Annotated in this window: 15 protein-coding genes; 9 read left to right on the top strand and 6 right to left on the bottom strand. The window is 39.8% G+C overall.

Annotated elements, in window-relative coordinates; genetic code table 11:
• Positions 1-2: 2 nt before the first annotated feature.
• Both B0O44_RS01805 and B0O44_RS01800 read right to left on the bottom strand, forming a co-directional pair.
• Positions 3-608, bottom strand: a complete 606-nt coding sequence (locus tag B0O44_RS01805; RefSeq protein WP_110826986.1) for a DNA-3-methyladenine glycosylase — start codon at positions 606-608, stop codon at positions 3-5.
• Positions 601-1,077, bottom strand: a complete 477-nt coding sequence (locus B0O44_RS01800) for a GAF domain-containing protein (protein WP_110826985.1) — start codon at positions 1,075-1,077, stop codon at positions 601-603. The genes B0O44_RS01805 and B0O44_RS01800 overlap by 8 nt, the downstream gene beginning before the upstream one ends.
• 119 nt (positions 1,078-1,196) lie before the next feature.
• Between B0O44_RS01800 and B0O44_RS01795 the strand changes: the two genes are divergently transcribed.
• The 7 genes from B0O44_RS01795 (at position 1,197) to B0O44_RS01765 (ending at position 17,890) form a co-directional block, all read left to right on the top strand.
• The gene (locus tag B0O44_RS01795) at positions 1,197-3,365 is read left to right on the top strand and encodes a S46 family peptidase (RefSeq protein WP_110826984.1); all 2,169 of its coding nucleotides are present in this window, start codon (positions 1,197-1,199) and stop codon (positions 3,363-3,365) included.
• A gap of 57 nt (positions 3,366-3,422) precedes the next feature.
• Entirely contained in the window at positions 3,423-3,671 is a 249-nt protein-coding gene (locus B0O44_RS01790; RefSeq protein WP_110826983.1) for a hypothetical protein, read from the top strand.
• 356 nt (positions 3,672-4,027) lie between these two features.
• A complete protein-coding gene (locus B0O44_RS01785) occupies positions 4,028-4,594 on the top strand; it encodes a hypothetical protein (RefSeq protein WP_110826982.1) in 567 nt (188 codons plus the stop codon).
• Between the two features lie 252 nt (positions 4,595-4,846).
• On the top strand, positions 4,847-5,032 hold the full coding sequence (locus B0O44_RS01780) for a hypothetical protein (RefSeq protein ID WP_110826981.1): 186 nt from the start codon (positions 4,847-4,849) through the stop codon (positions 5,030-5,032).
• 374 nt (positions 5,033-5,406) lie between these two features.
• Positions 5,407-11,946 (top strand): polyketide synthase, encoded by a 6,540-nt coding sequence (locus tag B0O44_RS01775; RefSeq protein ID WP_110826980.1) that lies wholly within the window; start codon positions 5,407-5,409, stop codon positions 11,944-11,946.
• An 11-nt stretch (positions 11,947-11,957) separates the two neighbouring features.
• Positions 11,958-17,186 (top strand): non-ribosomal peptide synthetase, encoded by a 5,229-nt coding sequence (locus B0O44_RS01770; protein ID WP_110826979.1) that lies wholly within the window; start codon positions 11,958-11,960, stop codon positions 17,184-17,186.
• A gap of 2 nt (positions 17,187-17,188) precedes the next feature.
• Complete coding sequence (locus tag B0O44_RS01765; protein ID WP_110826978.1) at positions 17,189-17,890, top strand: 4'-phosphopantetheinyl transferase family protein; 702 nt, start codon at positions 17,189-17,191, stop codon at positions 17,888-17,890.
• A gap of 1 nt (position 17,891) precedes the next feature.
• Here the strand turns inward: B0O44_RS01765 and B0O44_RS01760 are convergent, their stop codons facing one another.
• The 3 genes from B0O44_RS01760 to B0O44_RS01750 are packed head-to-tail and all read right to left on the bottom strand — an operon-like array spanning position 17,892 to position 21,633.
• On the bottom strand, positions 17,892-19,064 hold the full coding sequence (locus tag B0O44_RS01760) for a glycosyltransferase family 2 protein (RefSeq protein ID WP_110826977.1): 1,173 nt from the start codon (positions 19,062-19,064) through the stop codon (positions 17,892-17,894).
• Positions 19,061-19,981 carry a glycosyltransferase family 2 protein gene (locus B0O44_RS01755; RefSeq protein ID WP_110826976.1) on the bottom strand — a complete coding sequence of 307 codons (921 nt, stop codon included), beginning with the start codon at positions 19,979-19,981 and terminating at the stop codon, positions 19,061-19,063. Before B0O44_RS01755 ends, B0O44_RS01760 begins: the two co-directional genes overlap by 4 nt.
• Before the next feature lie 59 nt (positions 19,982-20,040).
• Complete coding sequence (locus tag B0O44_RS01750; RefSeq protein WP_110826975.1) at positions 20,041-21,633, bottom strand: hypothetical protein; 1,593 nt, start codon at positions 21,631-21,633, stop codon at positions 20,041-20,043.
• 459 nt (positions 21,634-22,092) lie between these two features.
• On the opposite strand from B0O44_RS01750, the gene B0O44_RS01745 reads away from it, so the two are divergent.
• Both B0O44_RS01745 and B0O44_RS01740 read left to right on the top strand, forming a co-directional pair.
• On the top strand, positions 22,093-23,475 hold the full coding sequence (locus B0O44_RS01745; protein ID WP_110826974.1) for a hypothetical protein: 1,383 nt from the start codon (positions 22,093-22,095) through the stop codon (positions 23,473-23,475).
• Positions 23,476-23,622: 147 nt separating this feature from the next.
• Positions 23,623-24,963 (top strand): lipopolysaccharide biosynthesis protein, encoded by a 1,341-nt coding sequence (locus tag B0O44_RS01740; RefSeq protein ID WP_110826973.1) that lies wholly within the window; start codon positions 23,623-23,625, stop codon positions 24,961-24,963.
• Positions 24,964-24,974: 11 nt separating this feature from the next.
• Here B0O44_RS01740 and B0O44_RS01735 read toward each other — a convergent pair whose 3' ends face one another.
• Positions 24,975-26,669: a GMC oxidoreductase gene (locus B0O44_RS01735; RefSeq protein WP_110826972.1), complete on the bottom strand. Its 1,695-nt coding sequence runs from the start codon at positions 26,667-26,669 to the stop codon at positions 24,975-24,977.
• Position 26,670: the final 1 nt, after the last annotated feature.

Raw genomic sequence — 26,670 nt, 5'->3', positions numbered from 1 at the left:
GGTTATAAATGAGGTTTACTCACGAAGGAATTGCCTTTCACATAATATCTCCAGGGCAGCAAAGCATCTTCACCGGCGTAGTCTACTCCGATCCTCGGACCCGCAACAATTTCATTTGCAGCATAACCAATACCCACATCCTCTATCCAGATTTCATCTCCGCCAAGATCTTTTGCATTCAATTGCCTGTCAATACCCAATGCTTTTGAAAGTGCACCTGGTCCGGCGGTCAAATTTGGCTTCAAAAAAGACATATTTCTTCTTTTGAGCATCAGATCCAGTCCGTCCAGAGGTTCCAGTCCACGAACCAAAACAGCATGGGGCATACCGGCCGGTGCAGTTACGACATTAAATAGAGAGTGAATTCCATAGCAGAGATAAACGTACGATAATCCGCCAGGCTCGTACATTACCCTGGTCCTTTCTGTAAAACGCCCTCCAAAGGCATGGGACGCTTTGTCCTCTGGCCCCCGGTAAGCTTCTGTTTCTACAACAATTCCACTGGTCAGTTTCCCGTCTATAAGGGTACATAATTTTTTACCCAGCAAGCACTCAGCCAGTTGCGTTACCTCCAGCTGCTGATAAAAGGCATAAGGTAGTTTAGCCATGAATCAACTTCACTATCTTATTCAAATATAAAGCATCAACATCATCAAAATGAGATAGATATTCACTATCCACATCTAAAACACCGATGACTTCATCTCCCTTTAAAACAGGTAATACAATTTCCGATTTAGAAGCTGAGCTACAGGCAATATGGCCTTCGAAGGCATCAACATCAGGAACAATCAACACTTCTGCCCTGGCCCAGGATGTACCACAAACACCTTTACCTTTTTTTATGCGTGTACAGGCCACAGGCCCCTGAAAGGGCCCCAACACCAACTCCTGATCCTTAACCAGATAAAAACCAACCCAAAACCAGTTAAACTGCTCTTTCAAGGCCGCTGCAATGTTTGCAAGATTCGCAATCAGGTCCCGTTCTCCGTGAATCAGCGCCTCTATTTGCGGCAACAAAGATTCATACTGTTCTTGTTTACCTTTATCTTTTATGATGATTAAATCTTCAGCCATATTCTATTAAAATTACTATACAAATCTAATCATATCCTTTTTCAAAGCTGCCATCCAAACGTAAAAGCATTGGAATTTATTAGATTTGGGCTTTCAAACTTATTTCAATACCCACACAAATGAATAAAAAAACTTTACTATTTACTTCTTTACTCTGTTTTGGCATTCTTCAGTCTGGCTATACTCCACCAGATGAAGGAATGTTTCCACTGAGTGAAATCCATAAGCTCGACCTAAAAAAAGCCGGATTAAAAATTGACCAGAATGAAATCTATAACCCCAACGGAACAAGTCTAGTTGATGCCCTGGTCAATGTCGGGGGTTGTACTGGCTCCTTTATTTCTAATCAGGGCCTGATCATCACCAACCACCATTGTGCTTTTAGTGCAGTACAACTGGCCAGCAGCCCACAGCATGATTACCTGAACAATGGTTTTGTAGCAAGAAATCATGAAGAAGAAATTGAAGCAAAAGGCTTAACATGCCGTATAACTGACAGTTATGAAGATGTTTCAGATCAAGTTCTTAGTGCTGTTGCTCAGGTTACAGACCCCGCTTCACGGCTGCAACTGATTAACAAAACCATAAAAAACATTGTATCCCAGGCCGAGCAAAAAGACCCCAGCATCAAAGCTGAAGTATCTGAAATGTTTATCGGAAAGACTTACGTCTTGTTTCGTTATAAAACCATTTTGGATGTTAGATTGGTTTATGTTCCCAACAGACAAATCGGTGAATTTGGAGGAGAGACAGACAATTGGGTATGGCCAAGACATACCGGAGATTTTTCCTTTATGCGGGCTTATGTTTCCAAAGATGGAAAGCCTGCCAAATACAGCAAAGACAACGTTCCCTACAGCCCTAAGAAATTCCTGAAGGTAAATGCCCAGGGAACCAAAGAAGAAGATTTTGTATTCATTCTGGGTTATCCCGGAAAAACTTTCCGACACCGCCCTGCAGCCTTCATTGAATATCAGCAAAAGTTTGTGCTACCCTATACCTCTGAGCTTTATAGCTTCCAGAACAACGCCATGGAAAATGCAGGAAAAAAAGATAAAGGGACCGCCATTAGATTGGCCACCAGAATTAAAAGAAATGCCAACACCCTAAAAAACTACCAAGGCAAACTTCAAGGCCTTAAGGGTATCGACCTGATTTCTCAAAAGAAACAGGAAGACAATGCGTTAGCTTCCTTTATTAATGAAAATCTTGAACAAAAAGCTAAATATGGAAACCTGATGACCGACATCGATCAATTGTACAAATTAATCAATGGAGATGCTGGACGTGACCTCTGGCTCAGTCAGATCTACACCTCCACCAGCCTGCTTTCTGTATCAAAAAACATCAACAACTTTAAAGATTCCCTGGATGCCACACCCCAGGCCGAAAAACAAATCTATTTCGACAAAAATATCGAGAAAGTAAAGAAAGCCTTATCCGACATTTATAATGTCTACGACCTGGGGTCAGATAAACAAATATTCACAAAAATGTTATCAGATGCAGCTGACCTTTCCCAAAACCAGAGGGTTGTAGCAGTAGATAAAATTACAAGCAAAGCCTCTTCAGCAAGCTCAGCCATCGAACAATACATCAAAGAGACTTTTAATTTAAGCAAATTAAAAGAGGAAAATTATGTTCTAAACACGCTTTTAAAATCACCCAAAACTTTATCAGCCTATAACGATGGCCTCCTTCTTTTCGAAAGAGACCTGAACCAGCAAATTGTAGCCTTAAAACCAGAAAAGGACCGTAGAGATGGCTTATTGAACAAACTCATGGGTGACTATGTGAACGTTAAAGAGAAATTTTTAAAGAAAGATTTCATTCCGGATGCCAACAGCACCTTAAGACTCACCTATGGTTATGTAAGAGGCTACTGGCCGGAAGATGCGACCTATATGCGACCTTACACGACTATTAAAGGCATATTAGAAAAGGGAGCAACAGGAAATTCCGACTTTGGTTATCCACCCGCAATTAAAATGTTATGGAATGCTAAAGATTTCGGTGCTTTCGAGAAAAAAGACCTCAATGATGTTCCTGTTGCTTTCTTGTATAACATGGACACTACCGGTGGGAATTCAGGCTCCCCGGTAATGAACGACAAAGGAGAGCTCATTGGAGTAAACTTCGATAGAGCCTATGGTGCCACCATTAACGATTATGCATGGAATGAGGCTTACAGCCGCTCTATTGGCGTAGACATTCGTTACGTACTTTGGGTCGCTTCAAAAATCGACAAGGCTGATTTCCTAATTAAAGAAATTGGCGTCAAATTATAAAAACAACCGACCCTTTCTCTTCAGCGGAGAAAGGGTTTAAAACAATTTTAAAATATCATGAGAATTTTAGCAGAACTACCACACCCTGAGTGCAAAATCACTTTGTTCAATATGAACCAGAAATACATCGTCAAATTCGAACAAGGCACGCTCGAGCAAAGTTATAAATTATCAGAGCTAGACCTGAGCGGAGGGGGAGCCAACGAAATCTTTCAGATCCTTGATGAGCAGTTTATACAAACTGTTGTCGAGCGGTTTAAAACAATGAGATCGGATTTTTCTGCTGCTTACAAAAGACAGCAATAAAACTCAACAAAAAACACATAAAATACTGAAAAACAACACATTAAAATTAAAACAAAATATAATTCTGTATTTATAGCTAAAAAAATCAATTTAGTCATCTTTAACATAGACAAAAAAATCACATAAATTACAATAAAATAACTGAATTACAGACGATTAAATAATTAAACAAAATATAATTACGTCCTTTAAAAAACCAAAATTATATTCTGAAACCAAGAAAAAAACGAATTAACCATCATTCCCTAAGCCCTGCAAATCCGTACGTCCGACTTAAAAACTACTTCATATTTGTGGGGCTTATTCTTTAGGAATAACTATCTTGCCCCCGTTTTTTAATCTATTGTCTTACTATTATGAAAACGAAATTCTTTCTGCTTTTTTTAGCAACTGCAAGCCTATACTTTTCTTCATGTGGCACAAAAGAAAGCATACAAAGAGATCTCAGCATTCAACTATCTCCTGTTGCATTTACTATTGCCGTTTCAGACACCACCCAAAAAGAAAAGAAATTTGCAGAACTAAGCAGCCCGGTTAATCTGGCAGACAGCATCTCAAAAAATACATCAGGACAATTTGCACTCGCCAACATCAACTCCGCTATCCTTAGCTCCTTTAAAATAGACCTGGTCAATGCGGACACCACTAAAAACAACACCAACAACTTTAGTGCTTATGACTTCATCAGAATACAATTAAAAGTACCCGGTACAAATCCAATCAGCCTTGCAATGATCAACAACAACTCTACAGCGGCTGCCAGCTCCCTCAACATTCCCGTTGTCACAGGAGCTACCGACTTTCAGCAATATTTAAAATCGGGTACTTTAACCTATATTATTTCTGGCACTGTTAGGAACGCAACCACAAAAATCATCACTGCAAAAGCGACCGCTACTTACAAGATCAGCAGCAGCAGATAGGAAGCCCAGTTTTTATTATTGCCTTAAAAATCGTATATTTGGACCAACGGAGTATCAATTGCTATTCTCTATATAAAATACCTTCAATTCTTTCTTCAGAATTGCGTTTTACTTTCTCCAGGTTTAATCCGTTGCCTTTTGGGAATTTTATTCTACATTCTTTAAATCCGGTAGCAGCAATGCTTCTTTTGAGATTACAAAGACAGGTATAAAAAGAGAAAAGCTATTTTCTTATTATAAAAAATACACGATATGGCTAAATCTCAGGCTACTTTTATGAAAAAACAACTTGAAAAAAATAGACAAAAGAAAAAAGAGGACAAATTACAGCGCAAACTGGAACGTCAGCAAAATGGAACCGACGGCTCTTTAGAGAGCATGCTGGCCTATGTAAATGAATTTGGGGAAATTGTTTCCACACCCCCAGAAAAAAACTAAGTCACCGCCTGGTACTTGTTAAAAAAAACACTAGCCGGACCATACAGTTTAAAAAGCACTGCAGCCCCCCTGACACCAATATAATGTCTTGTTTTCGATTTAAAATCAACGAAAAACGGGTTCTGGTCTCATACTTGCTACATTACAATTGATCTTATGTATTTTTTCTAACTTAGATGCACAATCTTCAGAAAAACAGAACATGATGATCAATTGTTAATTGCTTTCGACCACATCTTTTTTAATATGAAAAAGTATTTACTGCATTTTCATATTAAAAAATCTAATGAGCATATAACAACAACAAAGGGATCCTGCATTTTTGAAGAAGGATAAACTTGTAGAAGTAATAAAGAATAAAGCTGACCTTTTATATGCCTGATAAAAACACCATACTGGAACTATTCTCTGCTCAAGCCCAGCATCATCCATCAAATATTGCGTTAGAATTTAGGGATGACCATTATACTTATCAAGAGCTAGAAAAGGTATCGAATCAACTGGCCCATTATTTAATTTCAAAAGGGGTAAAAAGAGAAACGATGGTCCCTATCTGTATGAACAGGTCATCTGAAATGATTGTCGCTATGCTTGGAATTCTTAAGGCTGGTGGCTGCTATGTGCCTATTGATCCAAATTATCCTCAGGAGCGCATCGCCTACCTTTTAGGTGACCTTAAAAGTCAGCTGGTCATCACACATAAAAACGCCAGCCGCCAGCTTACCGGTGAGCTTGTTTTCATGGATCAGGATAAACATCTTTTTGCCGAGCAGCCTTCAACCCCACCAGCAATAGACATCCACGCTTCTGACTTAATGTATATTATATATACTTCAGGTTCTACAGGAAGCCCTAAAGGGGTGATGATTGAGCACGGCTCTTTAAAAAGCTGTATTTCCGATCAGTCCATTTATTTTGACATTCAAAAAGAAGACCGGATACTTCAGTTTTCAAATTATTGCTTTGATGCTTCCATTGAACAAATTTTTCTGGCCCTGTCTAATGGGGCCTGCCTTGTTCTAATGGAAGAGGGACAGCTTGAGGACGCAGGTAAACTTTCAGATTTTATCGGGCAAAAGAAAATCAGTCATCTGCACGCTACCCCTGGTTTTCTGGAATATATAGAACCACGTGATTTTCCTTTTTTAAAAAGAGTGATATCTGGCGGAGATCTTTGTAAAAAGGAATTGTCCCGAAAATGGCAGGGTAAGGTTGATTTTTATAATGAATATGGTCCTACTGAAACAACCATTACTGCCCTTGAATATAAATGCCCACCAAATGGTCCAGGAGATTTAAAGATACTTCCCATAGGAAAAGCACTACCAAATGTCTCAGTATATATTCTGGATCAGGATTTAAAACCTGTCAGCAATACAGAGACAGGCGAATTATATATCGGTGGCCCTCAGGTGGCCAGAGGATACCTGAACCTGCCCGATCTTTCTGAAAAGCATTTTTTGGCAAGCCCCTTCAAAAACGGGGAACGTTTATATAAAACTGGTGACCTGGGCAAATGGCTGCCCGATGGAAATGTTGAATTTTCAGGCAGAATAGACGACCAGGTTAAAATACGCGGCTACAGGATAGAGCTGGCAGAAATTGAAAATGTACTTAGGGAGGCCCCAGGGGTAAACCAATGTGCTGTAATAGCCAGGACCTATGATGAGCAGGATAAACAATTGTATGCTTATGTGGTTACAGACAACACCTATACAAAAAATGGGGCCTTAAATTACCTGCATACAAAACTTCCGGATTATATGGTCCCCCCTTTTTTATACGAACTGGACCATATACCCTTAACGGGAAATGGCAAAACCGATAAAGATGCTTTACCCAGGATGGATGCTTCGGAATTGCTCAGTAGCCTTTATAATCCACCAAAAACAGCATTGGAGAAAGAGCTTACTACGATATGGAAAGACCTCTTGCAAGTCAAAAGAACCGGTATTGACGATAACTTTTTCGAATTAGGCGGAAACTCCCTCCTGGCCCAGAAACTGGTATTGTTGCTAAAAAATACTGATCATTACTTGCCTGTTGCTAAGTTATATCAATATCCTACCATCGCGGGTATTGCTGCATTTCTGGATGGCGGAACAAAGCACCAATTCGTTAAGAGGAATAAGAGCAATCATTTACAAGATAATGACATCGCCATTATTGGTATGGCAGGGAAATTTCCAGGCGCAAATACCATCAATCAATTTTGGGAAAATCTTAAGAACGGAAAGGATGATGTTCATTTTTTCTCAGATCAGGAACTTGATCCATCTGTACCAGATTTGGTAAAAATAGATCCTAATTATGTAAAAGCAAGAGGGGTTATTGATCAGCCAGCTGCTTTTGACCCCGCTTTTTTCAATATAAATCCAAAACTTGCCGAACTCATGGATCCGCAACACAGGATCTTTTTGGAAATCGCCTGGGAGGCCCTGGAAAGTTGTGGTCATCTTCCTAAAAAATACAAAGGCACCATTGGCGTATTTGCAGGCTGCAGGTTTAACACCTATTATGTCAATAATGTCCTCAGTCATCAGGAATTGATAGACAATACCGGCTATTTCCAGGTTGATGCTGTTAGTGATAAAGACTACATCGCCTCCAGGACAGCTTATTCACTGGATTTAAAAGGACCTGCTGTTAATGTTCAGTCGGCCTGCTCTACCTCTTTGCTCGCTGTGGCCCAGGCTGTACAAAGCATCAGAAGCGGGCAGTGCGATGTGGCCCTTGCAGGTGGTGCCGCTCTGAATGTACCAGTAAATAGCGGACATATCTATGAAGAAGGTGCAATATTAAGTAATGATGGGTATTGCAGACCTTTTGATGCAGATGCAAAAGGCACTGTCTTTAGTGATGGCGCGGGGGTTGTGGTTTTAAAGAATAAAAAGCAAGCTGAACTGGACGGTGATTTAATTTATGCAGTCATTAAGGGCATAGGACTAAATAATGATGGCGGAACAAAGGCCAGTTTTACTGCACCAAGTGCATATGGACAAGCTGATGCCATCCAGATGGCCATAAACGACGCAAAAGTTAACCCCGAAGACATTTCTTACATCGAGGCTCACGGAACAGCCACCCCCCTTGGAGACCCTATTGAAATAGAAGGATTGTGCATGGCCTTTGGAGACCACCAAAAGAAACAATATTGCGCAATAGGCTCTGTTAAAAGCAATTTTGGTCATTTAACCGCAGCAGCAGGCATTGCCGGTTTAATTAAAACCGTACTTTCTTTACATCACAAGCAACTCCCTCCTTCGATCCATTACCACAAACCCAATCCCCATATTGATTTCCAGAACAGTCCTTTCTTTGTAAACAACACCTTAAAAAACTGGGAGACAAGTAATAAACGTATTGCAGGTGTCAGTTCATTTGGGGTTGGCGGAACCAATGTCCACGTGGTTTTGGAGGAAAACCTGGCCCATCTTAATGCAAGCTCAGGGCACAAAAATCCTGTGCATCTAATGTGCTGGTCAGCCAAAACAGAAAAAAGCTTAGATCTTTATACCGAAAAACTAGATAAACATCTGCAAGATCACCCTAACGATATAGCTGATATCGCCTATACGCTCCAAATGTCCAGGGAGGATTTTAACTACAGAAAATTCGCCCTTGCAACAGATTCAGAAAAAGTCCTAAAGGTGGTTCAAACCAAAAAACTATCCGAAAGGAAACAGGATCTGGTTTTTATGTTCCCCGGACAAGGTGCCCAATATTTAGATATGGGGAAAGATCTCTACGATTCTAACCCGGTATTTAAACAGGCAATGGATGAATGTGCCGAGCTGCTCCGTGTAGAGCTTGGCCAGAATATACTCGAGGTTATCTACCCAGTTCACTGTGATCAGGCTGCACAGCAGAAACTCATGAATACCCGGTATAGTCAGCCTGCTTTGTTCTCCATTGGTTACGCCCTTGGCAAAACCTGGATGAGTTGGGGTATTTATCCAACCGCGCTAATTGGCCACAGTATTGGTGAGTTTGTTGCAGCATACTTTTCCGGTATTTTCTCTTTAAAGGATGCCTTAAAACTTATTGCAGCAAGGGGGCGTATGATGAGTGAGCTTCCTGAAGGAAGCATGCTTTCGGTAAGAGCGGATGCAACGCTAATCAAAACTTACTTATCTGCAGAAATATCACTTGCTGCAATAAACAGCCCTCAGCTGTGTGTCCTTGCCGGCAGTAAAGAAGCCATTGTTGCACTTAGCAGAGCGTTAAATGAAAAGGAAATCATCAATCGTTTGCTGGATACCAGTCATGCTTTTCATTCCTATATGATGGATCCGGTTGTTGACCCTTTTCAAGATCTGCTTAAAGAAATTCATTTTAACGAACCGCTGCTCCCTATTGTTTCAACAGTTACCGGAGAGTGGTTAAAACAGGAGGAAGCCACAAGTGTAGCGTATTGGGCGGGCCATTTAAGAGAAACCGTTGTCTTTGGCCCTGCTGTTCAGAAACTGATCGATGCTTCTTACGACATTTTTCTGGAACTCGGACCCGGTATTTCAGCTACAACCTTAACCCGTCAGCAATCCCAGGGCAAAGCCATAACTGCAATTGCCAGTCTTGAAAAATCGGAAACGCCATACCCTTGCTTGTCTTCTATGCTAAAAGCACTTGGAAACTTATGGCTAAATGGACTGGAACCTGACTGGACTAGCTTTTACAAGGACCAACAAAGAGTTAAACTTCAGGATCTTCCAACCTATGCTTTTGATAAAAAAGACTACTGGCTTAACCCTATCAATTCTAAAGAAAAACTCTACGTAAAACAAGATACCAACACTTATATTGAGCAAGATACAAAAGCACTACCGCTTATGAGAAAACAAGTACTACTTCAGCAGGTAAAAGAGATACTGGAAAATGCTTCTGGTATTGAAATGACAGGGGCAGATCCAAACATGACCTTTATTGAGATGGGTCTTGATTCCTTATTGCTCACGCAAATCGCTATGGTTTTAAAAAAACAGTTTTCCCTTCCCATTACCTTCAGGCAATTGAACGAAGAATATGGGACTTTGGGCCAATTGACGGACTATCTTGACAGCGCTCTGCCTGCCGAGCCTAAACTTCAAGAGTCCATTCAAGCTACACAAGCTAACCCGTTGTATTTCAATAATAATAACAATAATCAAATCCAAGGAACAAACGGAACTGCCATAGACCTGATCAGCCAGCAATTACAATTACTGGCCCAACAGCTCTCCTTACTACAAAACGGACAAAATCAGCCTCCCGCCTTAACTCAAAATACATCAACTGCCAACAATCACATTCAGACTAAACCCTTGCTGGTGGGCTCCAATGCTGCTTCAGGTTTAAGTGCCGAAGAAGAAGCAGAACTCAAAAAGCCTTTTGGTGCTGCCGCCCGTATTGAAAAAAAATCTGTTTCACTAAACCCGGTACAGCAAGAATTTTTGGCCGGGCTCATTGAAAAATACAACAAAAAAACTGGTAAAAGCAAATCTTATACACAGGTACACCGAGCCCAGATGGCCGATCCAAGGGTTGTTTCTGGCTTTAAGCCAGCAACAAAAGAACTTGTTTATTCTCTTGTAGTGAATAAATCCAAAGGCAGCCGCATTTGGGATATTGATGGCAATGAATATATAGATGTACTCAGTGGCTTTGGTTCAAACCTTTTAGGTTACCAGCCAGAGGTCATCAAGAAGGCGTTGTTAGAACAAATTGAAAAAGGTTACGAAATCGGTCCCCAACATGAACTGGCTGGTGAGGTCAGTAAACTGATCTGTGAATTCACAGATTTTGACCGGGCCGCCTTATGTAATACAGGATCTGAAGCAGTGCTGGGTGCCATGCGTATTGCCCGGACCGTAACGGGACGATCTTTGATTGTTGCTTTTACAGGTTCTTATCATGGAATCGCAGATGAAGTAATTGTCAGGGGAAGTAAATCGTTGAAAACTTTTCCCGCAGCCCCTGGAATTTTACCGGAAGCGGTGCAAAATATGTTGATCCTGGAGTATGGAACTGATGAATCGCTTCGGATTATTAAGGAACGTGCAGAGGATATTGCAGCAGTATTGGTTGAACCTGTACAAAGCCGAAGAGCTGATTTTCAACCTGTCTCCTTTTTGAAAGAATTACGAAAGATTACAGAGGCGTCTCAAACTGTTCTGATTTTTGATGAAGTGATTTCAGGCTTTCGTTTTCATCCTGGCGGGGTTCAGGCCATGTTTGGGATCAAGGCAGATATCGGCACCTATGGAAAAGTTGCCGGAGCCGGTATGTCAATTGGCATCATCGCGGGGAAAAAGAAATATATGGATGCGCTGGATGGGGGTTTCTGGGCATTTGGGGACGATTCTATACCTGAAGCCGGGGTGACCTATTTTGCCGGTACTTTTGTAAGACATCCTCTTGCCCTTGCAACAACTAAAGCCTCTTTGTTGTACTTAAAAGAAATGGGGCCCGGGTTACAGGAAAAACTGAATGCTTATGGTTCATATATTGCTGATACCTTAAATGGGTTGTGTCAAAAATTAAGGGTCCCGTTTTTCATTGCACAGTTTGGTTCTCTATGGAAAGTACGTTTTCTTGAAGAATATCCCTATGCCGACCTCTTTTTTACGCTAATGCGTTATAAAGGCATTCATATACAAGACGGTTTTGCCTGCTTTCTAACAACAGCACATACAGAAGAAGATATTGACCAGATTGTTAAATCCTTTGAAGAAAGTCTACTGGAACTAAAAGAAGTAGGTCTTATCCCTGATTATGATCATCAGGTCAATACAGAAAATAATCCTTCTGCACCTGACAAATTTAGTGCGGCTCCCCTTCCCAATGCAAAACTTGGCAAGGACAAAGAAGGTAATCCTGCCTGGTTTATTGAAGATAAGGAAAAACCGGGAAATTATATGCAAATCGTACCTGCCTAAAGGAAATCATAATGACAAATAAATACAATCTTATAGCGGTCGATTTTAATCCATTTCAAGAGGGTGAACTTGAAATGACCGTTAACACTACAGAGTCACAGAAAGAAATATGGCTGGCATGCATCCTTGGAGGTAATGAATCAAACTGTTCGTACAATGAATCCCTATCCCTTGAACTCCACGGAAAATTTGATTTTCAAGCAATGCAGAGTGCTTTTCAGGACCTTATACAAAGGCATGAATCCTTACGTTCGAACATCAGTGCCGATGGGGATTATCTATGTATTTACAAATATGCTGCTCAGCTCCTGAGTTTTGAAGATATTTCTTCTATCACCGACCAACAACAATACTTGAAGGAGTTTAATGCCTTGGAAGCAAATAAAGCCTTTGACCTTCAAAAGGACCTGCTGTTTAAAAGCACTTTGTTCAAATTAACAGATACCAGGCATGTTTTAAAACTAACTGCGCACCACATTGTATGCGATGGATGGTCTTTCGGGATTATACTGGAAGATCTTGGAAAACTTTATTCGGCTTATGTAAAAGGTGAAATTCCCCAGCTTGAACCAGCTACAGGTTTTAGTGTTTATGCAAAAGAATTACAAAAACTAACAGAAAGCCCAGCATACAATCAAACGGTAGATTATTGGGTCCAACAATATAAGGGAAATATTCCTGAACTGGATTTGCCTGTTGACGCACCACGACCAGCTACCAGAACCTACAAAAGTAATAGAACGGATGTAACTCTCGATCCTGTTTTGCTCAAAGCTGTTAAAAAAACCGGAGCACAAGCAGGCTGCAGCCTGGTCAATACATTAATGGCTGCTTTTGAAATATACCTATCCAAGCTCACCGGGCAAACGGATATTGTACTGGGCTTGCCTTCTTCCGGACAGTCCTTTACAGGCCATTACTCTGTTGTAGGTCATTGTGTTAATCTTCTCCCACTCCGTTCCCGCTTGGAAACTTTCAGGAGCTTTACCGACTACCTTAAAATTTGCAGGGTAAAAATGATTGACCATTATGAACACCAGCAGTTCACTTTTGGTAGTCTCTTGAAAAAATTAAATATTCCAAGAAACAGCTCCAGAATCCCACTGGTTCCCGTAATATTTAACATTGATATGGGAATGGATGGATCTGTTTTTTTTGAGGGTCTTCAGCATGAACTGCATTCCAATCCTAAGGCATACGAGAACTTTGAACTTTTTTTGAATGCGACTGGAACCCAGGATTCACTGGTGATGGAGTGGTCTTACAATAGTCAGTTGTTTATGCCTGACACCATACAAAGAATGATTAATGGCTTTACAGCTTTGCTTCATGATTTAACAGAACATTCTGATGTTCCTGTCAATGACCTGGAAGTATTTCAACAAAAGAAACCTGCAGCAGAATCTCAATTGGAAACAGAAGAATTCACCCAGAGTCTGCTGCCAAATCTATTTGCAGATATCGCAGAAACTTATCCCGACCATACCGCTATTCATTTTAAAAACAACACGGTCAGTTATCGGAAACTCCGCGAAGCTTCTGACCTGGTTGCGTATTATTTAATCGGCCAGGGTATTGAAAAGGGGGATGTGGTAGCTATTTTACTTGACCGCTCAGAAAGACTGGTCATTTGCCTGATGGGGATCTTGAAAGCAGGTGCAGCATATCTTCCGCTGGACCCGGAATACCCCCAACATAGAATTGAATTTATGCTGGAGGATTCCGGAGCAAAACTTTTACTCACCTCGGCCAATCACAAAACAAAATTCAATAGTAAAGTCCATGAACATGACATTGAACAAGTCTTAACTACTTCAGCTGCCAAAGGAAATGTTGGGATCCCTGCTGTCACGGGATCAGATCTTGCCTATATTCTTTATACTTCGGGTTCCACCGGAAAACCTAAAGGTGTGAAAATCACACATCACAACCTTTCTAACTTCCTGCTCAGTATGCAAGCAGCACCCGGGATTACCGATCAAGACCGGTTACTCGCCATTACAACCATATCTTTCGATATTGCCGGGCTAGAACTCTACCTTCCTCTGATCAGCGGTGCGCAAATTGTCTTAGCAGATACCACAACGGCTCGTGACGGCCGCCTTTTGTTAAAATTGATAGAAGACAAAAACATTACTTTACTTCAGGCAACCCCATCTACCTTACAAATGATCCTTGATTCCGGATGGGAAAAAAAATATCCGGTCAAAATACTTTCAGGAGGAGAAGCCCTGGGCAGAGAACTTGCGAACCAATTGCTTCAACGTTCGGATTCCCTATGGAATATGTATGGACCAACGGAAACAACAATTTGGTCCACAGTAAAACACCTTACTGTAAAAGACAAAAAAATAACCATCGGAGGTCCTATCCGAAATACACAAATTTATATTCTCGATGAACAAGGGCATCAGCTTGAACCTGGTCTTCCCGGAGAAATCCATATTGGAGGTGATGGTGTTGCAGCAGGTTACCTAAACAGACCAGATCTGAATGCTGAAAAATTTATATCGGATCCTTATTCGAAGGTTCCAGGTGCCAAATTGTACAGAACCGGCGACTTGGGCAAGCTTTTGGAAAATGGTGAATTTGAATGCCTGGGAAGAATTGATCAGCAAGTAAAAATCAGGGGACACCGGATAGAATTGGGTGAAATAGAAACAGCCCTATCTGCACAGAAAGAGGTTAAACAATCTGTTGTACTTGCCCGGGAAGACACCCCTGGTCATAAACGGCTTATTGCTTATGTGATTCTGGATACATCTGATAACAAAGAGGAAAAGTTAGCCTGGAAAGAAAGATGGGACAGTCTGTACACTATAGGCTCGGCATTAAAAAAGGAATCGGGGCTTTCTACCAAGAATCTGGATGATACACTTCTTGAGCATTATCAGAACAGTTCGGAATTGGCGCTACAGGCAAAAGAATGGCTTCAGGTATCCGCAGAAAGAATCAAGAACATCGGATCAAAGAAGATTTATGAAATTGGAAGCGGTGGTGGACAATTGTTATTTGAACTGGCTAATAGTGCTGAGTTATACGTCGCTACAGATTATGCACAGACAGCCATTGATAAATTAAACGAAAAACTGCAACTAAACCGCGAAGAATGGGCTCATGTCCATGCAGAAGCCGTGTTGGCCGATGATTTTACTTATGTAGCCGATCAGAGTTTTGACCTGGTCTTGATTCATAGCGTAGCGCAATATTTCCCTGATGTAAATTACCTAATTGAGGTCATCAAAAAATCTGCTGCAAGTATTAAAAACGGGGGCTGTATATTTATAGGGGACATGCAGGGTAAAAACTCTCTTGAAATGTACCATGCCATGGATTACCTCTCCAACACTCCTGATTCCAGTACTCTGGCTACCTTTAGTGAGGTCGTGGCCAATAGGGTAAGAATTGAAGATGAACTTGTTGCAGATCCTGAATTCTTTTATGGTTTGTCAGATCTTATTCCCGGTATCACCAATGTGAATATCCAGCTAAGAGAAGGAACACTTCTTAACGAGACGACCAAATATCATTATGATGTATGGTTATATATAGACAAGCCACACCATCAGACGGGTGCCGAACTTAAACTCGATTACAGAATCGAGAAAACCTCAATAGATGAAATCGGAAATATTCTTGCCACCCACCCCTCTTCTGTTATAGAGATTAAAAATGTTGATAATGCCAGAACCATAAAAGACCACCGGCTACTTGAACTGATCAAACATTCCAGTGGAGATACGCTAATGAAGAGTATAAAAACCGCTGTGGCACAAGCAAGCGGTGGGCTTACCCCTGATGTGTTCTGGGGTCTGGGTAAAAAATATCACTTCAATACGCATGTCAGATGGCAAACTGATGGAACCGACGGGTTATTTAATGTTGTATTTATTCCGATAACCCTTCAGGACACACTTCCAGAACCTGCTCACAAAAATAAGTCTACAGGAAAAGAATTAAAAGACTATATCAGAAATCCATTTTCCAAACAAGAAGTCGCTATTCCTAAAGAACTTATCCAGACTTGGAAAAGGAAGCTTTCCGGTATTCTTCCGGCCTATATGGTACCAGAAGACTTCATAGCCCTTAAGAAATTTCCGCTCACTCCAAATGCAAAAATTGACAGGAATGCCCTCCCTAAACCCCAGTCAAAAAAAGATGAAGCCATAAAAACAGGCCGTATAACCAGAACGAAAAATGAACAGCTTATCAGCAACATCTGGTCAGAAGTACTGGGGTTGGATGATATTAAATTAACTGATGATTTTTTTGAAGTTGGTGGACATTCCCTTTTAGCTGTAAAAGTTATGGTCGCCATTGAAAAGCAAACCGGCATCAGACTTCCACTGGCCATTTTATTTGAGAATTCGACGATCGAAAAATTGGCGTTGAAACTTTCTGATGATGAAACTGAAGAAATCTGGGAGGCTGTAGTTCCAATAAAAACACAGGGAAAAAAGACACCTCTGTTTTTAATACACGGAGGCGGAATGAATATACTGCTCTTTAAATCTTTGATTGAACATTTTGATCATGACCAGCCTATCTATGCCATACAAGCACTCGGGCTTAACAAAGAAACTACCGTACCTGAGACATTGGAAAAAATAGCCGGCATATACATTAAAGAAATGTTAAAAATAAACCCAACAGGTCCTTACGCATTAGCAGGTTATTCTCTTGGTGGTTTCATTGCCTATGAAATCGCAAAACAATTAAAAGAGATGGGCAAAGAAATCAAATTGCTTGGTATGATTGATACTTACGCAGGTAACCACTCCCTGGATCTGAGTACATCACAAAGGCTTTATGTAAAGACAAAGCGCCAGTTTAATAAAATTCCTTTTCTGATTAAATCTATTCTGAATTATCCGAAAGAGGCTTTGATGTACCAATATCACTTTTTTAAAAGAAAACTAAATCCACTATTACCAGCGATAGACAATTCAGAAGTATCAGTTCTAACAGATTACGAAAAAGGCATCTATGAGGCCTATGATAAAGCGCTGGACAATTATAAGTTAAGCCCATGTGATGCAATGGTTACTTTATTTAGGGTAAACAAAAGGCTCTATTACCTGGATGACCGTATCTATCTGGGATGGAACAAATATGCAATGGGTGGCGTTGATGTTTATGAAATACCCGGGGACCATAAAACTTTTCTATATCCACCAAATGACAAAAAATTTGTAGAAATTATTCAGGGGGTAATGAATAAGAACGAACAACATGTGTAAGAATGTCTATATCCATAATTAAATCAGTAGACTGGGCCCCGTTCTCATTTGAACAGACCCCTGGTACTGATTCCATATCGATTTTCAGAATATCTGCCAGGGATTATTATTCAAAAATTAGTGAAAATGTCACAAATGTTTTGTCTGCTGAGGAACTTTTCCGGTCCAGTCGTTTCTTTAATAAAACAGATCAGGAAAGATTCATATCGGCCAGGTATGCACTCCGGAATTTGCTGTCGGTTTTTCTTCTGCAAAAAGCCTCCGATATTCAATTCAAATTGTTAGAAAACAATAAACCGGAAGTAGAGGGTATAGAATTTAATATTTCTCACAGCCAGAACGAAATACTAATTGCTATCGGTACTGTCTCATTGGGTATAGATGTCGAGTACATAGATCCACAATTCGATATGAATATGATGCTGGATTCTATCCTAACCCAACAGGAGGCAGATTTTGTTCGTTCTTATGAAGAAAAACACCTCGGCTTTTACACCATGTGGACCAGAAAAGAAGCATTACTCAAAGCTACAGGCGAAGGACTCATTGATGATCTCTCCTGTTTATCCGTTCTACAGAATGTAGTCAGCAGAAAAGGAACACACTACAACCTGGTGAGTTTTCTTGCTGGTCATCAATATTCTGGCGCCATTTCTTACCCAAATCAAGATCCTAAAACCATAAAATATTTCAATTACCCTTAAATTATTTTCTTTTGGATTTTTCCCAGGCAGCGCTTTGTTGTCCCTTAAAATACCTTACAATACCTGCGATAACGGCATAATTCATCAGACAAAAATAATAAGGGACAAAAAATGCCTTAACTTTTATATTTTTCTTTTCAAAATACCATCCAAACAGACTCAATACATAAAACAACAATTGCAATCCAAAGATCAATTGATAAATGAATATAGTTCCTCTGTAAACCAGTAGGGCATTCACCAAAAAAACCAAAATCAAAAGGAAGGGCACAATGGTCCACCTTAAAACCCTGTGGCTAATGTACTGAAAGGTCAGCCAGGGATAATTAAAAGGATTTGCTGCTTTTTTAAGTCTGAAAATGGATTGGATACCTCCTGCTGCAATTCTGATTTTTCTTTTTAACTCTTCTTTTGTATTGGCAGAAGCTGTCTCAGAGGCATATGCATCCGGCTCATAAGCAATAATAAATCCCCGTTCGGCTATTCTCATTGCAATCATATGATCGTCTATGATCGTATCTGCTTCTATAGGGGCATATAACTTTGTCCTGACGCTGAACAATTCTCCTGCTGCACCCACATTAGAATACAGTTGATAATCCCATTTTTTTAATAAAGATTCATACTTCCAGTAAAACCCTTCACCCGCGGAGCTTGCATCGGCCTTTTCATCCACAAAAATCCTTTTCTCTCCTGCAACAGCACCAACTTTATCATTTTTATAATGTTTGACGAGTTCTTTGATAGCCCCTTTATTTAAAAATGTATTTGCATCGGTGAAAATAATAATTTCCCCGCTGACAAAAGGTATGGCCCTTTCAATTGCAGCCATTTTACCCGCTCTGATGTCTGCATGTAACAACACAACATCTTCATATTTAGCCACTTTTTCGGCCGTAAGGTCTGTAGAACCATCTGTTACAAAAATAACCTGAACTTGCTTTTTTGGATAGTCTAATGCAAAGGTGTTTTTTATTTTATCTTCAATAATCTCCTCTTCATTATATGCAGCGACTATAATACTAACCGATGGCCAGGAAGTTTCTTCTTCAGCTGTAAAAGTATTTTTTCCCTTAAAGACTCTTTTTAACCGAACCAGAATAAACAATACCAACCCGTAACCTATAAATGTATAAATGATCAGAAACAGACTGATCCAGAATAATATGATCATGAATTTTTAATTTTGAATCCTAGGTCCCTACTATCTGCTTTATGTGTAAAATTCCATTTCAGTCCCTTAACTACCCACTTAACTAAGTCTGAACGACCCTTGATGAAGTAGATTATAATTTGTTTTGTGCAGGCAAATCCAATATAATAAAGGCTAAACAACAAGGTATTTAAGACATTGGTATTCTTCCTGATGAACAACATCCGGTTCCTGGTCATAAAATAAGTCTTAATACTGCTTTCACGGCCAACACTCATAGATTCTTTATGATAGATCTTTGTTCTGCCGGTAAACCAGATTTTCTTTCCAGCTTTTCTGAATTTTTCACACCAGTCAAGTTCTTCATAATAAAGAAAAAATTCTTCTGCCATCAGCCCTGTTTCCTCTAGGTCCGCCTTTCTGCACATCATTGCTGCCCCATGGCAATAGGCGGTTTCCCTACTGTCATTTTCATACTGACCCTGGTTAATATCCATACTACCGATTCCCCTATTTCTACAGGTCAGGTAGTTCATTTCAGTAAATCCAGCATACTGAATAATCTCCGGGTTTTGGAAATAAAGGATCAAGGGGGATATTAAACCAATATCAGATCTGGATTCCAGTTCTTTAATCAGTTCAGGAATCAGGTTTAAAGTAACTTCGGTATCATTATTTAAAAACAGCAGATATTTTCCCTTTGAAGCCTTCACACCTAAGTTGTTCCCAGCCGCAAAACCCAGGTTTATTTCCGAACGAATATAAGACAGGTCTGGATAAATTTCCAGAAAACGATCTTTATGATCTTCATCACTGCCATTATCTACAAGAATCAGTTCGACCGCCATGCCAGAGCAATGCGTTTTAACCGATCTAAGAAAATCTAAAGTAACTGCAGGTTGATTAAAATTAACTGTAATTATTGTTGTAAGGTCCATTCGCGCCTAAAAATAACCATTTGAATTGCAAAAACCCATGCAGCTATTATTATTTTTTTTTACAAAACAGGTTGAACAAATACGGGGGTTTCTGTGACTTCTACTTCAATCTTTCCTCCGTTAACTGGAACTTTTTTCTCTTCTGCCTGATCTGCACCTGCTTTTAAGGTATAAATAACTGCTGATTTTGCCCCCTTCAAATTCAGTTCATAGTGGGCTGTACGCCCAACTTCGTCAGGAACAACCAATACAAACATGACTTTGCTACCGAGTTTATATACGTCTACAATTGGATCTGTACTGATCGTTTGATTGAAAAAATAATTGCCCATCAGTTTATTCACCTGAACCAGATAATCGGCTGCCGGTCTCCGGCCTTTTTCCGTAACCAGGCCAGAATTTCCAAATGGGGTACCAGAATTTGTTCCTGGTGCATCCTGATCAAACAACTGATAGAAAAACACCCGATCGATATCATGTCTGGCATAAAGCAGGGCAGATCTGACGATCCAGTCAGCCTGTGTAAGCAAAGCGGATTTTGATCCTATAGGTATGGCTCTCTGTACACTTTGATCCCTAAGGTCATAACCCAGTTCAGTAGACCAAACCTGAATATTCGGTCCAAGGCTCCTCGCGTAATCAACAAATGAATCCGCTACCTTTCCCATTTTATTGAGCTCGGGTGCTACTCCTCTTTTTTTACTGGTAAAATTACCAAACCAACTGGTGTTGTCATTGGAATACATATGATAGTTCATTATGTCAAAACACAAATCTACACTACCATCTGCTTTATAGCCCCTGTTTTTTTTACACCACTCTACAATATCCTTAACAAAATTCACATCCGGTTTTGCAATTCCCCCCATAACAACCTTTATAGAGGGATCTGCATTTTTAACACCCACGCCTTTACCCATTTTACCTTTGTTTCCATCATAAAATGCAGAAAGACAAGCAGCAAATTCCTGTGGGGTATACTGCGCACGCTTACCTTTCCACCATTTATCCGGTTCGTTATTGCATTCAATATACTTAATGAGTCCCATTCCAATTTTCACCTGGTTTACCCCGTCTCCTACCCAGCGTTCTTTAGGATTTACTTTTACCAGGCTCGAATCGACCTTTTTATTAGCCCCATAACGTGCGGCAAATTGAAAACCTAGTTTTGCCATGTCTATATAGGATGCCGGCTTAGTGCGATCCGCACCATTAAATAATGGGATATTATCTTCATCCCTCTGGTTAGATGGATAAGTATTGTACATCCAGTCGGGTGTGTTTTTTATACAGGGAAGCACATCTATTCCTTCTGCTTTGCATCTTTCATAAATAACATCGTAATTCCAGCCACCCTTATGAGTTGGGTTAAAAGTGTAATTTCCCTGGGTTGTTTCAAGTTTATCCCAATCAATATAATGACGTACGGAAGTAAAAGACTTGATCAGATCCATTTTCGGTTCATAAATCTTTCCGTCATTGGCTCCTGAAGGTTGTTGTGAAAAATCCCATTCATGAGCATTTATACCAAACATTGCATTCAATTGCACGCCCTTATGGGCAATTTCGCTCCTGTGTTCAGGACTGCAAGCCGCAAAAAAAAGAGCTAAAAAAAAGAAAACAAATTTAAATCGTTGAAGTACAGGAGCCATAAAGCATAAATTAAATGATAAAAGATACTACTATCATGCTAAGATAAACGATCTGTGCGCCTAAAAGACAAAAAGTCTGGATACATTTATCAGCAATGAATTAAAAACAAACAAGTACAACAAATTGTTAACCAGTCAAATAATAAACAAAAGTCAAAAGCAAATTTATCTAAATAAAGCTACTTTTAAAACACCTTACCCTATATAAGTATACCAGATCCTCAAAGCTTTTGATAAACAACTATGGAATTTTGGGGAAAATACGCCCTAGTAAATCACTTTTTTTTCACATAAAACAATAGTTATTCACAATTTTTATTTATAATTGGCATGATTTTTACAAAAATATTCTTGAATTTAAAGTTTAATATTTTTTTGAAACCATTCAATCTACCTAATTAAAATATTTTTACAAGACTTAAAATATAGATATTCTTTCAAACTGGTTAGATTTTCAAAATGAAATTACAGCGCACATTAATTTTAGCAATTTCGTCACTGTGCTTTTTTTTATGCACTTCCTGCAAAAAAAACACGACAGAACCAAAAATTGAAGATCCGAAGGTTCCTTCCCTTCCCGACACGGTAACCAAACCACCAGTGGTGACGGGAAGAACCCTTTTCTTTGGAACAGGCACCGGTGTCCTCAAAATTGATGGGGCAACATTTGCAACTAAATGCAACGATTTAATAAAAATAAAAGGAGGATCTTATTCTCAAATCGAGATCAAAAATATCAGTGCGGATGACGGTTGTGCCATTAATATTGTAAATGACGGTCTCGTTGAACTTTCAGGAGACGGAAAACAAATGCTCCTTTCCAATTTGAATAACGTTGTCATTTCCGGGAACGGAACAGCAGGAATAGATAAAGGTTTTTCTTTCAAAAACAGCAGCAACAGGTCTGTACAACTCAATGGCACAATTGATAAGTTTACCTTTCAATATGCCACCTTTCAAAATGTTCAGGATTATCTCATTGCCTATAATTCGACAAGAGTCTACAATGGTTCGGAAAACTCTTATTCCAAACAACTTAAATTTTTGAATATAGATTGTGACAATACAGCTTCGATGATCTACTTTCCCGCTACAGTGGCTTCAGGTTCTATAACAGGTCTCATTAAAGATATTGAAATAGCCTACGTTAAATTTAGCAACTCCCCTGGCGTGATGTCAGTTGTTAATCTTGGTGCAGCCGAGGATTACAATATTCACCACAACATTGTTAAAAATATTAATTCGGCAAGCAACAATCATAATGGTATATTCCAGCTGGACGGGAACGGGAAGTTTTATAACAACCTGATCAGGGATCACCAAGGGAATGCAGTAAGGTCTTGGCTTTTTTCAGTAGCTTCTGCGGTCAAAGAGGTTCAGATTTACAACAATATCGTATTTAATTCCAGAAAATATTCTGCTTTTGAGGTTCAGGGATTTAGTAATCTAGTTATACCAGGGACAACGAATTATGCCAATGCTAAAATTTTCAATAATACCTGTGGTAGTTTAGATTTAAGCAAGGATTGGGTAGGTGTCGTTGCCGACGTGTATGACCTGCTTGGGGGCAAGTGTGAAGTGTTCAACAACCTTGCTTTCAATTTTCCATCCCCAAGCAATAACAACTATATCTGGAGCCAGCAATCTGCCATTCCGGCTGTTGCTACAAACAATTTATACTTCAACAATTCGGCTGCAGCCGGAATTAAAGATGAAAGCACTTTTACACTTTCTGATAATTCAGCAGCGAAAAATGCCTCCATTACAAATAAAGTCGTGCTGACTACCGATTATTATGGCAAAAGAAGAAATTCAACCTACTCCATCGGAGCCGTTGAATAATCGATTTGTTTAAAGAATATTTACAACTGTATTTTATCTGAGTAACATAAAAATCACTTCAGAGTGATTTTTATGTTTTATCTTTAGCGGGTAATGTGATGCCATAATCAGCACAGTATTTGCTTAGGTCAGGTTTAATACTCATAAATGAAACTTAAAAGATTTTTCAGCGCTCTTAACAACAAATACATTTTATCTCTTTTAGGAAATGGCGTTATGTCGGTAGTTGGCATGCTCATTTCCATTATACTTCGAAGAGTTTTCTCGCTGGATGATATGGGGGTCTGGCTTCTATTCTTTAGTATAACCTTACTGATCGATACATTTAGAACTGGTTTTTTAACAACCGCCTTTATAAAATTTTACGCCGGCGCTGAAGAAGCCAAAGGCAAAGAAATTGTTGGTTCCACCTGGCATTTGGCTATTTTAATTACGCTGGCCCTTATTCTTATTAATATACCCGCTTATTTCATCTCTTTTCATGTAGAGAACAAAGGTGTTTCTCTTTTCTTAAAATGGTTTGGTACCGCTTATATTTTGTCTTTACCTTTTTTTGTCACTTCCTGTATTCTTCAAGCAAAACAAAGATTTGACCAGCTACTGATTATCCGTCTGTTCAATCAGGGTTCCTTTGTTGTTTTTATAATCCTATTCATAGTCCTGAAAAAGATCAGTTTAAATACGGTAGTGTATGCATATTTACTCTCCAATGCAGTATCCAGTCTTATTTCAATCCTAAAAGGCTGGTCATTGATTGGCTATCTTAAACTCAAAACAAAAGAAAGCATTCTGGAAATTTACCACTTCGGGAAATATAGCGTTGGGACTAATATTAGTTCAACACTTCTGGGTACAGCAGATTCACTGATAATCAACTTTCTTCTCGGCCCGGCGGCACTTGCAATTTATGATGCAGGGATTAAATTTATTCAGTTTATTGAAATCCCATTACGAAGCTTTACAGCAACCGCTATGCCTGCTCTTTCTTCAGCATTCAATCAAGATAAAAGGCAGGAGGTTATTGACATTACCAGAAAATATGTTGGAATGGTCACCATTGCCATTGTTCCAATCACTTTGCTCACTTTAATTTTTGCCGATTACGCCATTCTGATTCTTGGAGGTGAAAAGTATGTACATACCATTGCCCCCAACATTCTGAGAATTATTATGGTCATTGCCTTATTGTACCCTGCTGACCGTTTTATGGCCCTTACTTTAGATGTCATACACAAACCTAAAATAAACTTTTATAAAGTCGTTTTAATGGTCATTGTGACTGCTGTTACAGATTTTGCGGGCGTATATCTAACCAACAGCCTGTACGGTGTAGTAACGGCCAGCATTTTCCCAACTATGACCGCAGTATTAATAGGTTACTATGCCTTGCAGAAGAATTATGAGCGATTTGAATTCTGGGGCATCTTTACCTTGGGGTACCGGGAAGTAAAATACTTTATCGGTCAGCAATTCAAACGCTATTTTTAACTTTTATCCGATTACAAATTTCCTTTTTTTAATTCATTATATGCAAAATCACAGGCCCTGGCCGTAAGAGCCATATAAGTAAGTGAAGGATTTTGGCAAGCTGAAGAGGTCATACAACTGCCGTCTGTGATGAAAACATTTTTAACTTCGTGCATTTGATTATTTGCATTTAACACAGAATCCTTTGCACTTCTTCCCATTCTTGCTGTTCCCATTTCATGTACGGTGGTGCCACCTGGTTTCTGGTAATTAAATACATCAATGTCTTTAAAACCCGATTTTTTCAACATCTCTGCCGAAGTTTCCTGGATGTCCTGCATCATGGTATGCTCATTTTCCCGGAAGGAAAAATCAATTTTTACAAGAGGGACACCATACTCATCTTTTTTGTTCTCATCCAGACTTACTTTATTGTCGTAATAAGGCAGACATTCTCCCCAGCCTGCCATCCAAACCGTCCAAGGTCCGGGGTGGCTTAATTTTTTCTTAAAATCCGCCCCAAAGCCTTCGGTCAAAGAAAGCGTATCCATCCACTCCCTTCTTTCACCATGTCCCTGCAAATTATAGCCACGCAGAAAATTCATTTTCTCCTGGCCTTTTAAATTTCTGTATCTGGGGATCAGAAAACCACAAGGTCGTCTCCCCTTATAATACTTATCCTGAAAACCCTCGTGAACCCCGCTTGCTCCTGCAGAAGAATGGTGATCCATTAAATTATGTCCGATTTGCTCACTACCGTTACCAAAACCATTGGGAAACCTGTTTGACTTTGAGTTTAATAAAATGGAGGCCGTTGCAACAGTAGAGGCATTCACAAAAATTATCTTCGAGAAAAAATCATAGACTTCTTTTGTCTGTGCATCTATCACCCGGACCCCTTTTGCCTTCTTTCTTTGCTCATCATACAATATTTCAGATACAATGGAATAAGGTCTCAGACTCAGGTTTCCAGTCAACATAGCCGCAGGAATAGTTGAACTGTTGCTGCTAAAATACCCTCCAAAAGGACATCCTCTGGTACATAGGTTTCTATTCTGGCATGGCCCCCTGCCGTCCCATCCACGGGTCAAATTTGCAACTCTGGCTATAGTTAATATCCTGCTTTCAGGATCCTTTTTAACAGACTCCGCCAAATGACGCTCTATACAATTTAACTCCATTGCCGGTAAAAATTTTCCGTCCGGCAAATGGGCTAGCCTCTCATAACTTCCACTTACGCCAATATAAGACTCGACATAATCATACCATGCCTGAATATCCCTGTAGCGAATTGGCCAGTCTACTCCATTTCCGTCTTGGGCATTGGCCCCGAAATCAAGATCGCTTAGTCTGTAACACTGTCTGCCCCAGGTTAGCGATCTGCCCCCCACCTGATATCCTCTGATCCAGTTAAAAGGTTTTTCCTGTATATAGGGATGTTCCTTGTCTTTTACGTAAAACAATTTATCCCCTTCATTAAACAGCTGGCTTTGAACAGGGCTATCCAGAATATCTTTTTGCGTATTTTGAAGTCTGAATTCAAAATCCCAGGGATTAAGATTAGCTGTAGGATAATCCTGAATATGCTTTACGTCCCTTCCTCTTTCCAATAATAAAGTTTTAAGCCCTTTCTTACACAATTCCATGGCTGCCCAGCCACCACTGATACCAGACCCAATTACGATTGCATCATAACTGTTGTTCTCCTTACTTGCCTTTAAATTCATA

This window comes from Pedobacter nutrimenti (assembly GCF_003208655.1).
Lineage (GTDB): Bacteria > Bacteroidota > Bacteroidia > Sphingobacteriales > Sphingobacteriaceae > Pedobacter > Pedobacter nutrimenti.
This window is presented reverse-complemented; position numbering and strand designations above follow the sequence as displayed.

Bases quoted from the DNA above. Each gene is read 5' to 3' on its own strand.
- B0O44_RS01740 (WP_110826973.1), top strand. From the start codon at position 23,623: ATGAAACTTAAAAGATTTTTCAGCGCTCTTAACAACAAATACATTTTA.
- B0O44_RS01755 (WP_110826976.1), bottom strand. From the start codon at position 19,981: ATGGACCTTACAACAATAATTACAGTTAATTTTAATCAACCTGCAGTT.
- B0O44_RS01745 (WP_110826974.1), top strand. From the start codon at position 22,093: ATGAAATTACAGCGCACATTAATTTTAGCAATTTCGTCACTGTGCTTT.
- B0O44_RS01760 (WP_110826977.1), bottom strand. From the start codon at position 19,064: ATGATCATATTATTCTGGATCAGTCTGTTTCTGATCATTTATACATTT.
- B0O44_RS01785 (WP_110826982.1), top strand. From the start codon at position 4,028: ATGAAAACGAAATTCTTTCTGCTTTTTTTAGCAACTGCAAGCCTATAC.
- B0O44_RS01765 (WP_110826978.1), top strand. From the start codon at position 17,189: ATGTCTATATCCATAATTAAATCAGTAGACTGGGCCCCGTTCTCATTT.
- B0O44_RS01805 (WP_110826986.1), bottom strand. From the start codon at position 608: ATGGCTAAACTACCTTATGCCTTTTATCAGCAGCTGGAGGTAACGCAA.
- B0O44_RS01735 (WP_110826972.1), bottom strand. From the start codon at position 26,669: ATGAATTTAAAGGCAAGTAAGGAGAACAACAGTTATGATGCAATCGTA.
- B0O44_RS01800 (WP_110826985.1), bottom strand. From the start codon at position 1,077: ATGGCTGAAGATTTAATCATCATAAAAGATAAAGGTAAACAAGAACAG.
- B0O44_RS01775 (WP_110826980.1), top strand. From the start codon at position 5,407: ATGCCTGATAAAAACACCATACTGGAACTATTCTCTGCTCAAGCCCAG.
- B0O44_RS01790 (WP_110826983.1), top strand. From the start codon at position 3,423: ATGAGAATTTTAGCAGAACTACCACACCCTGAGTGCAAAATCACTTTG.
- B0O44_RS01750 (WP_110826975.1), bottom strand. From the start codon at position 21,633: ATGGCTCCTGTACTTCAACGATTTAAATTTGTTTTCTTTTTTTTAGCT.
- B0O44_RS01795 (WP_110826984.1), top strand. From the start codon at position 1,197: ATGAATAAAAAAACTTTACTATTTACTTCTTTACTCTGTTTTGGCATT.
- B0O44_RS01780 (WP_110826981.1), top strand. From the start codon at position 4,847: ATGGCTAAATCTCAGGCTACTTTTATGAAAAAACAACTTGAAAAAAAT.
- B0O44_RS01770 (WP_110826979.1), top strand. From the start codon at position 11,958: ATGACAAATAAATACAATCTTATAGCGGTCGATTTTAATCCATTTCAA.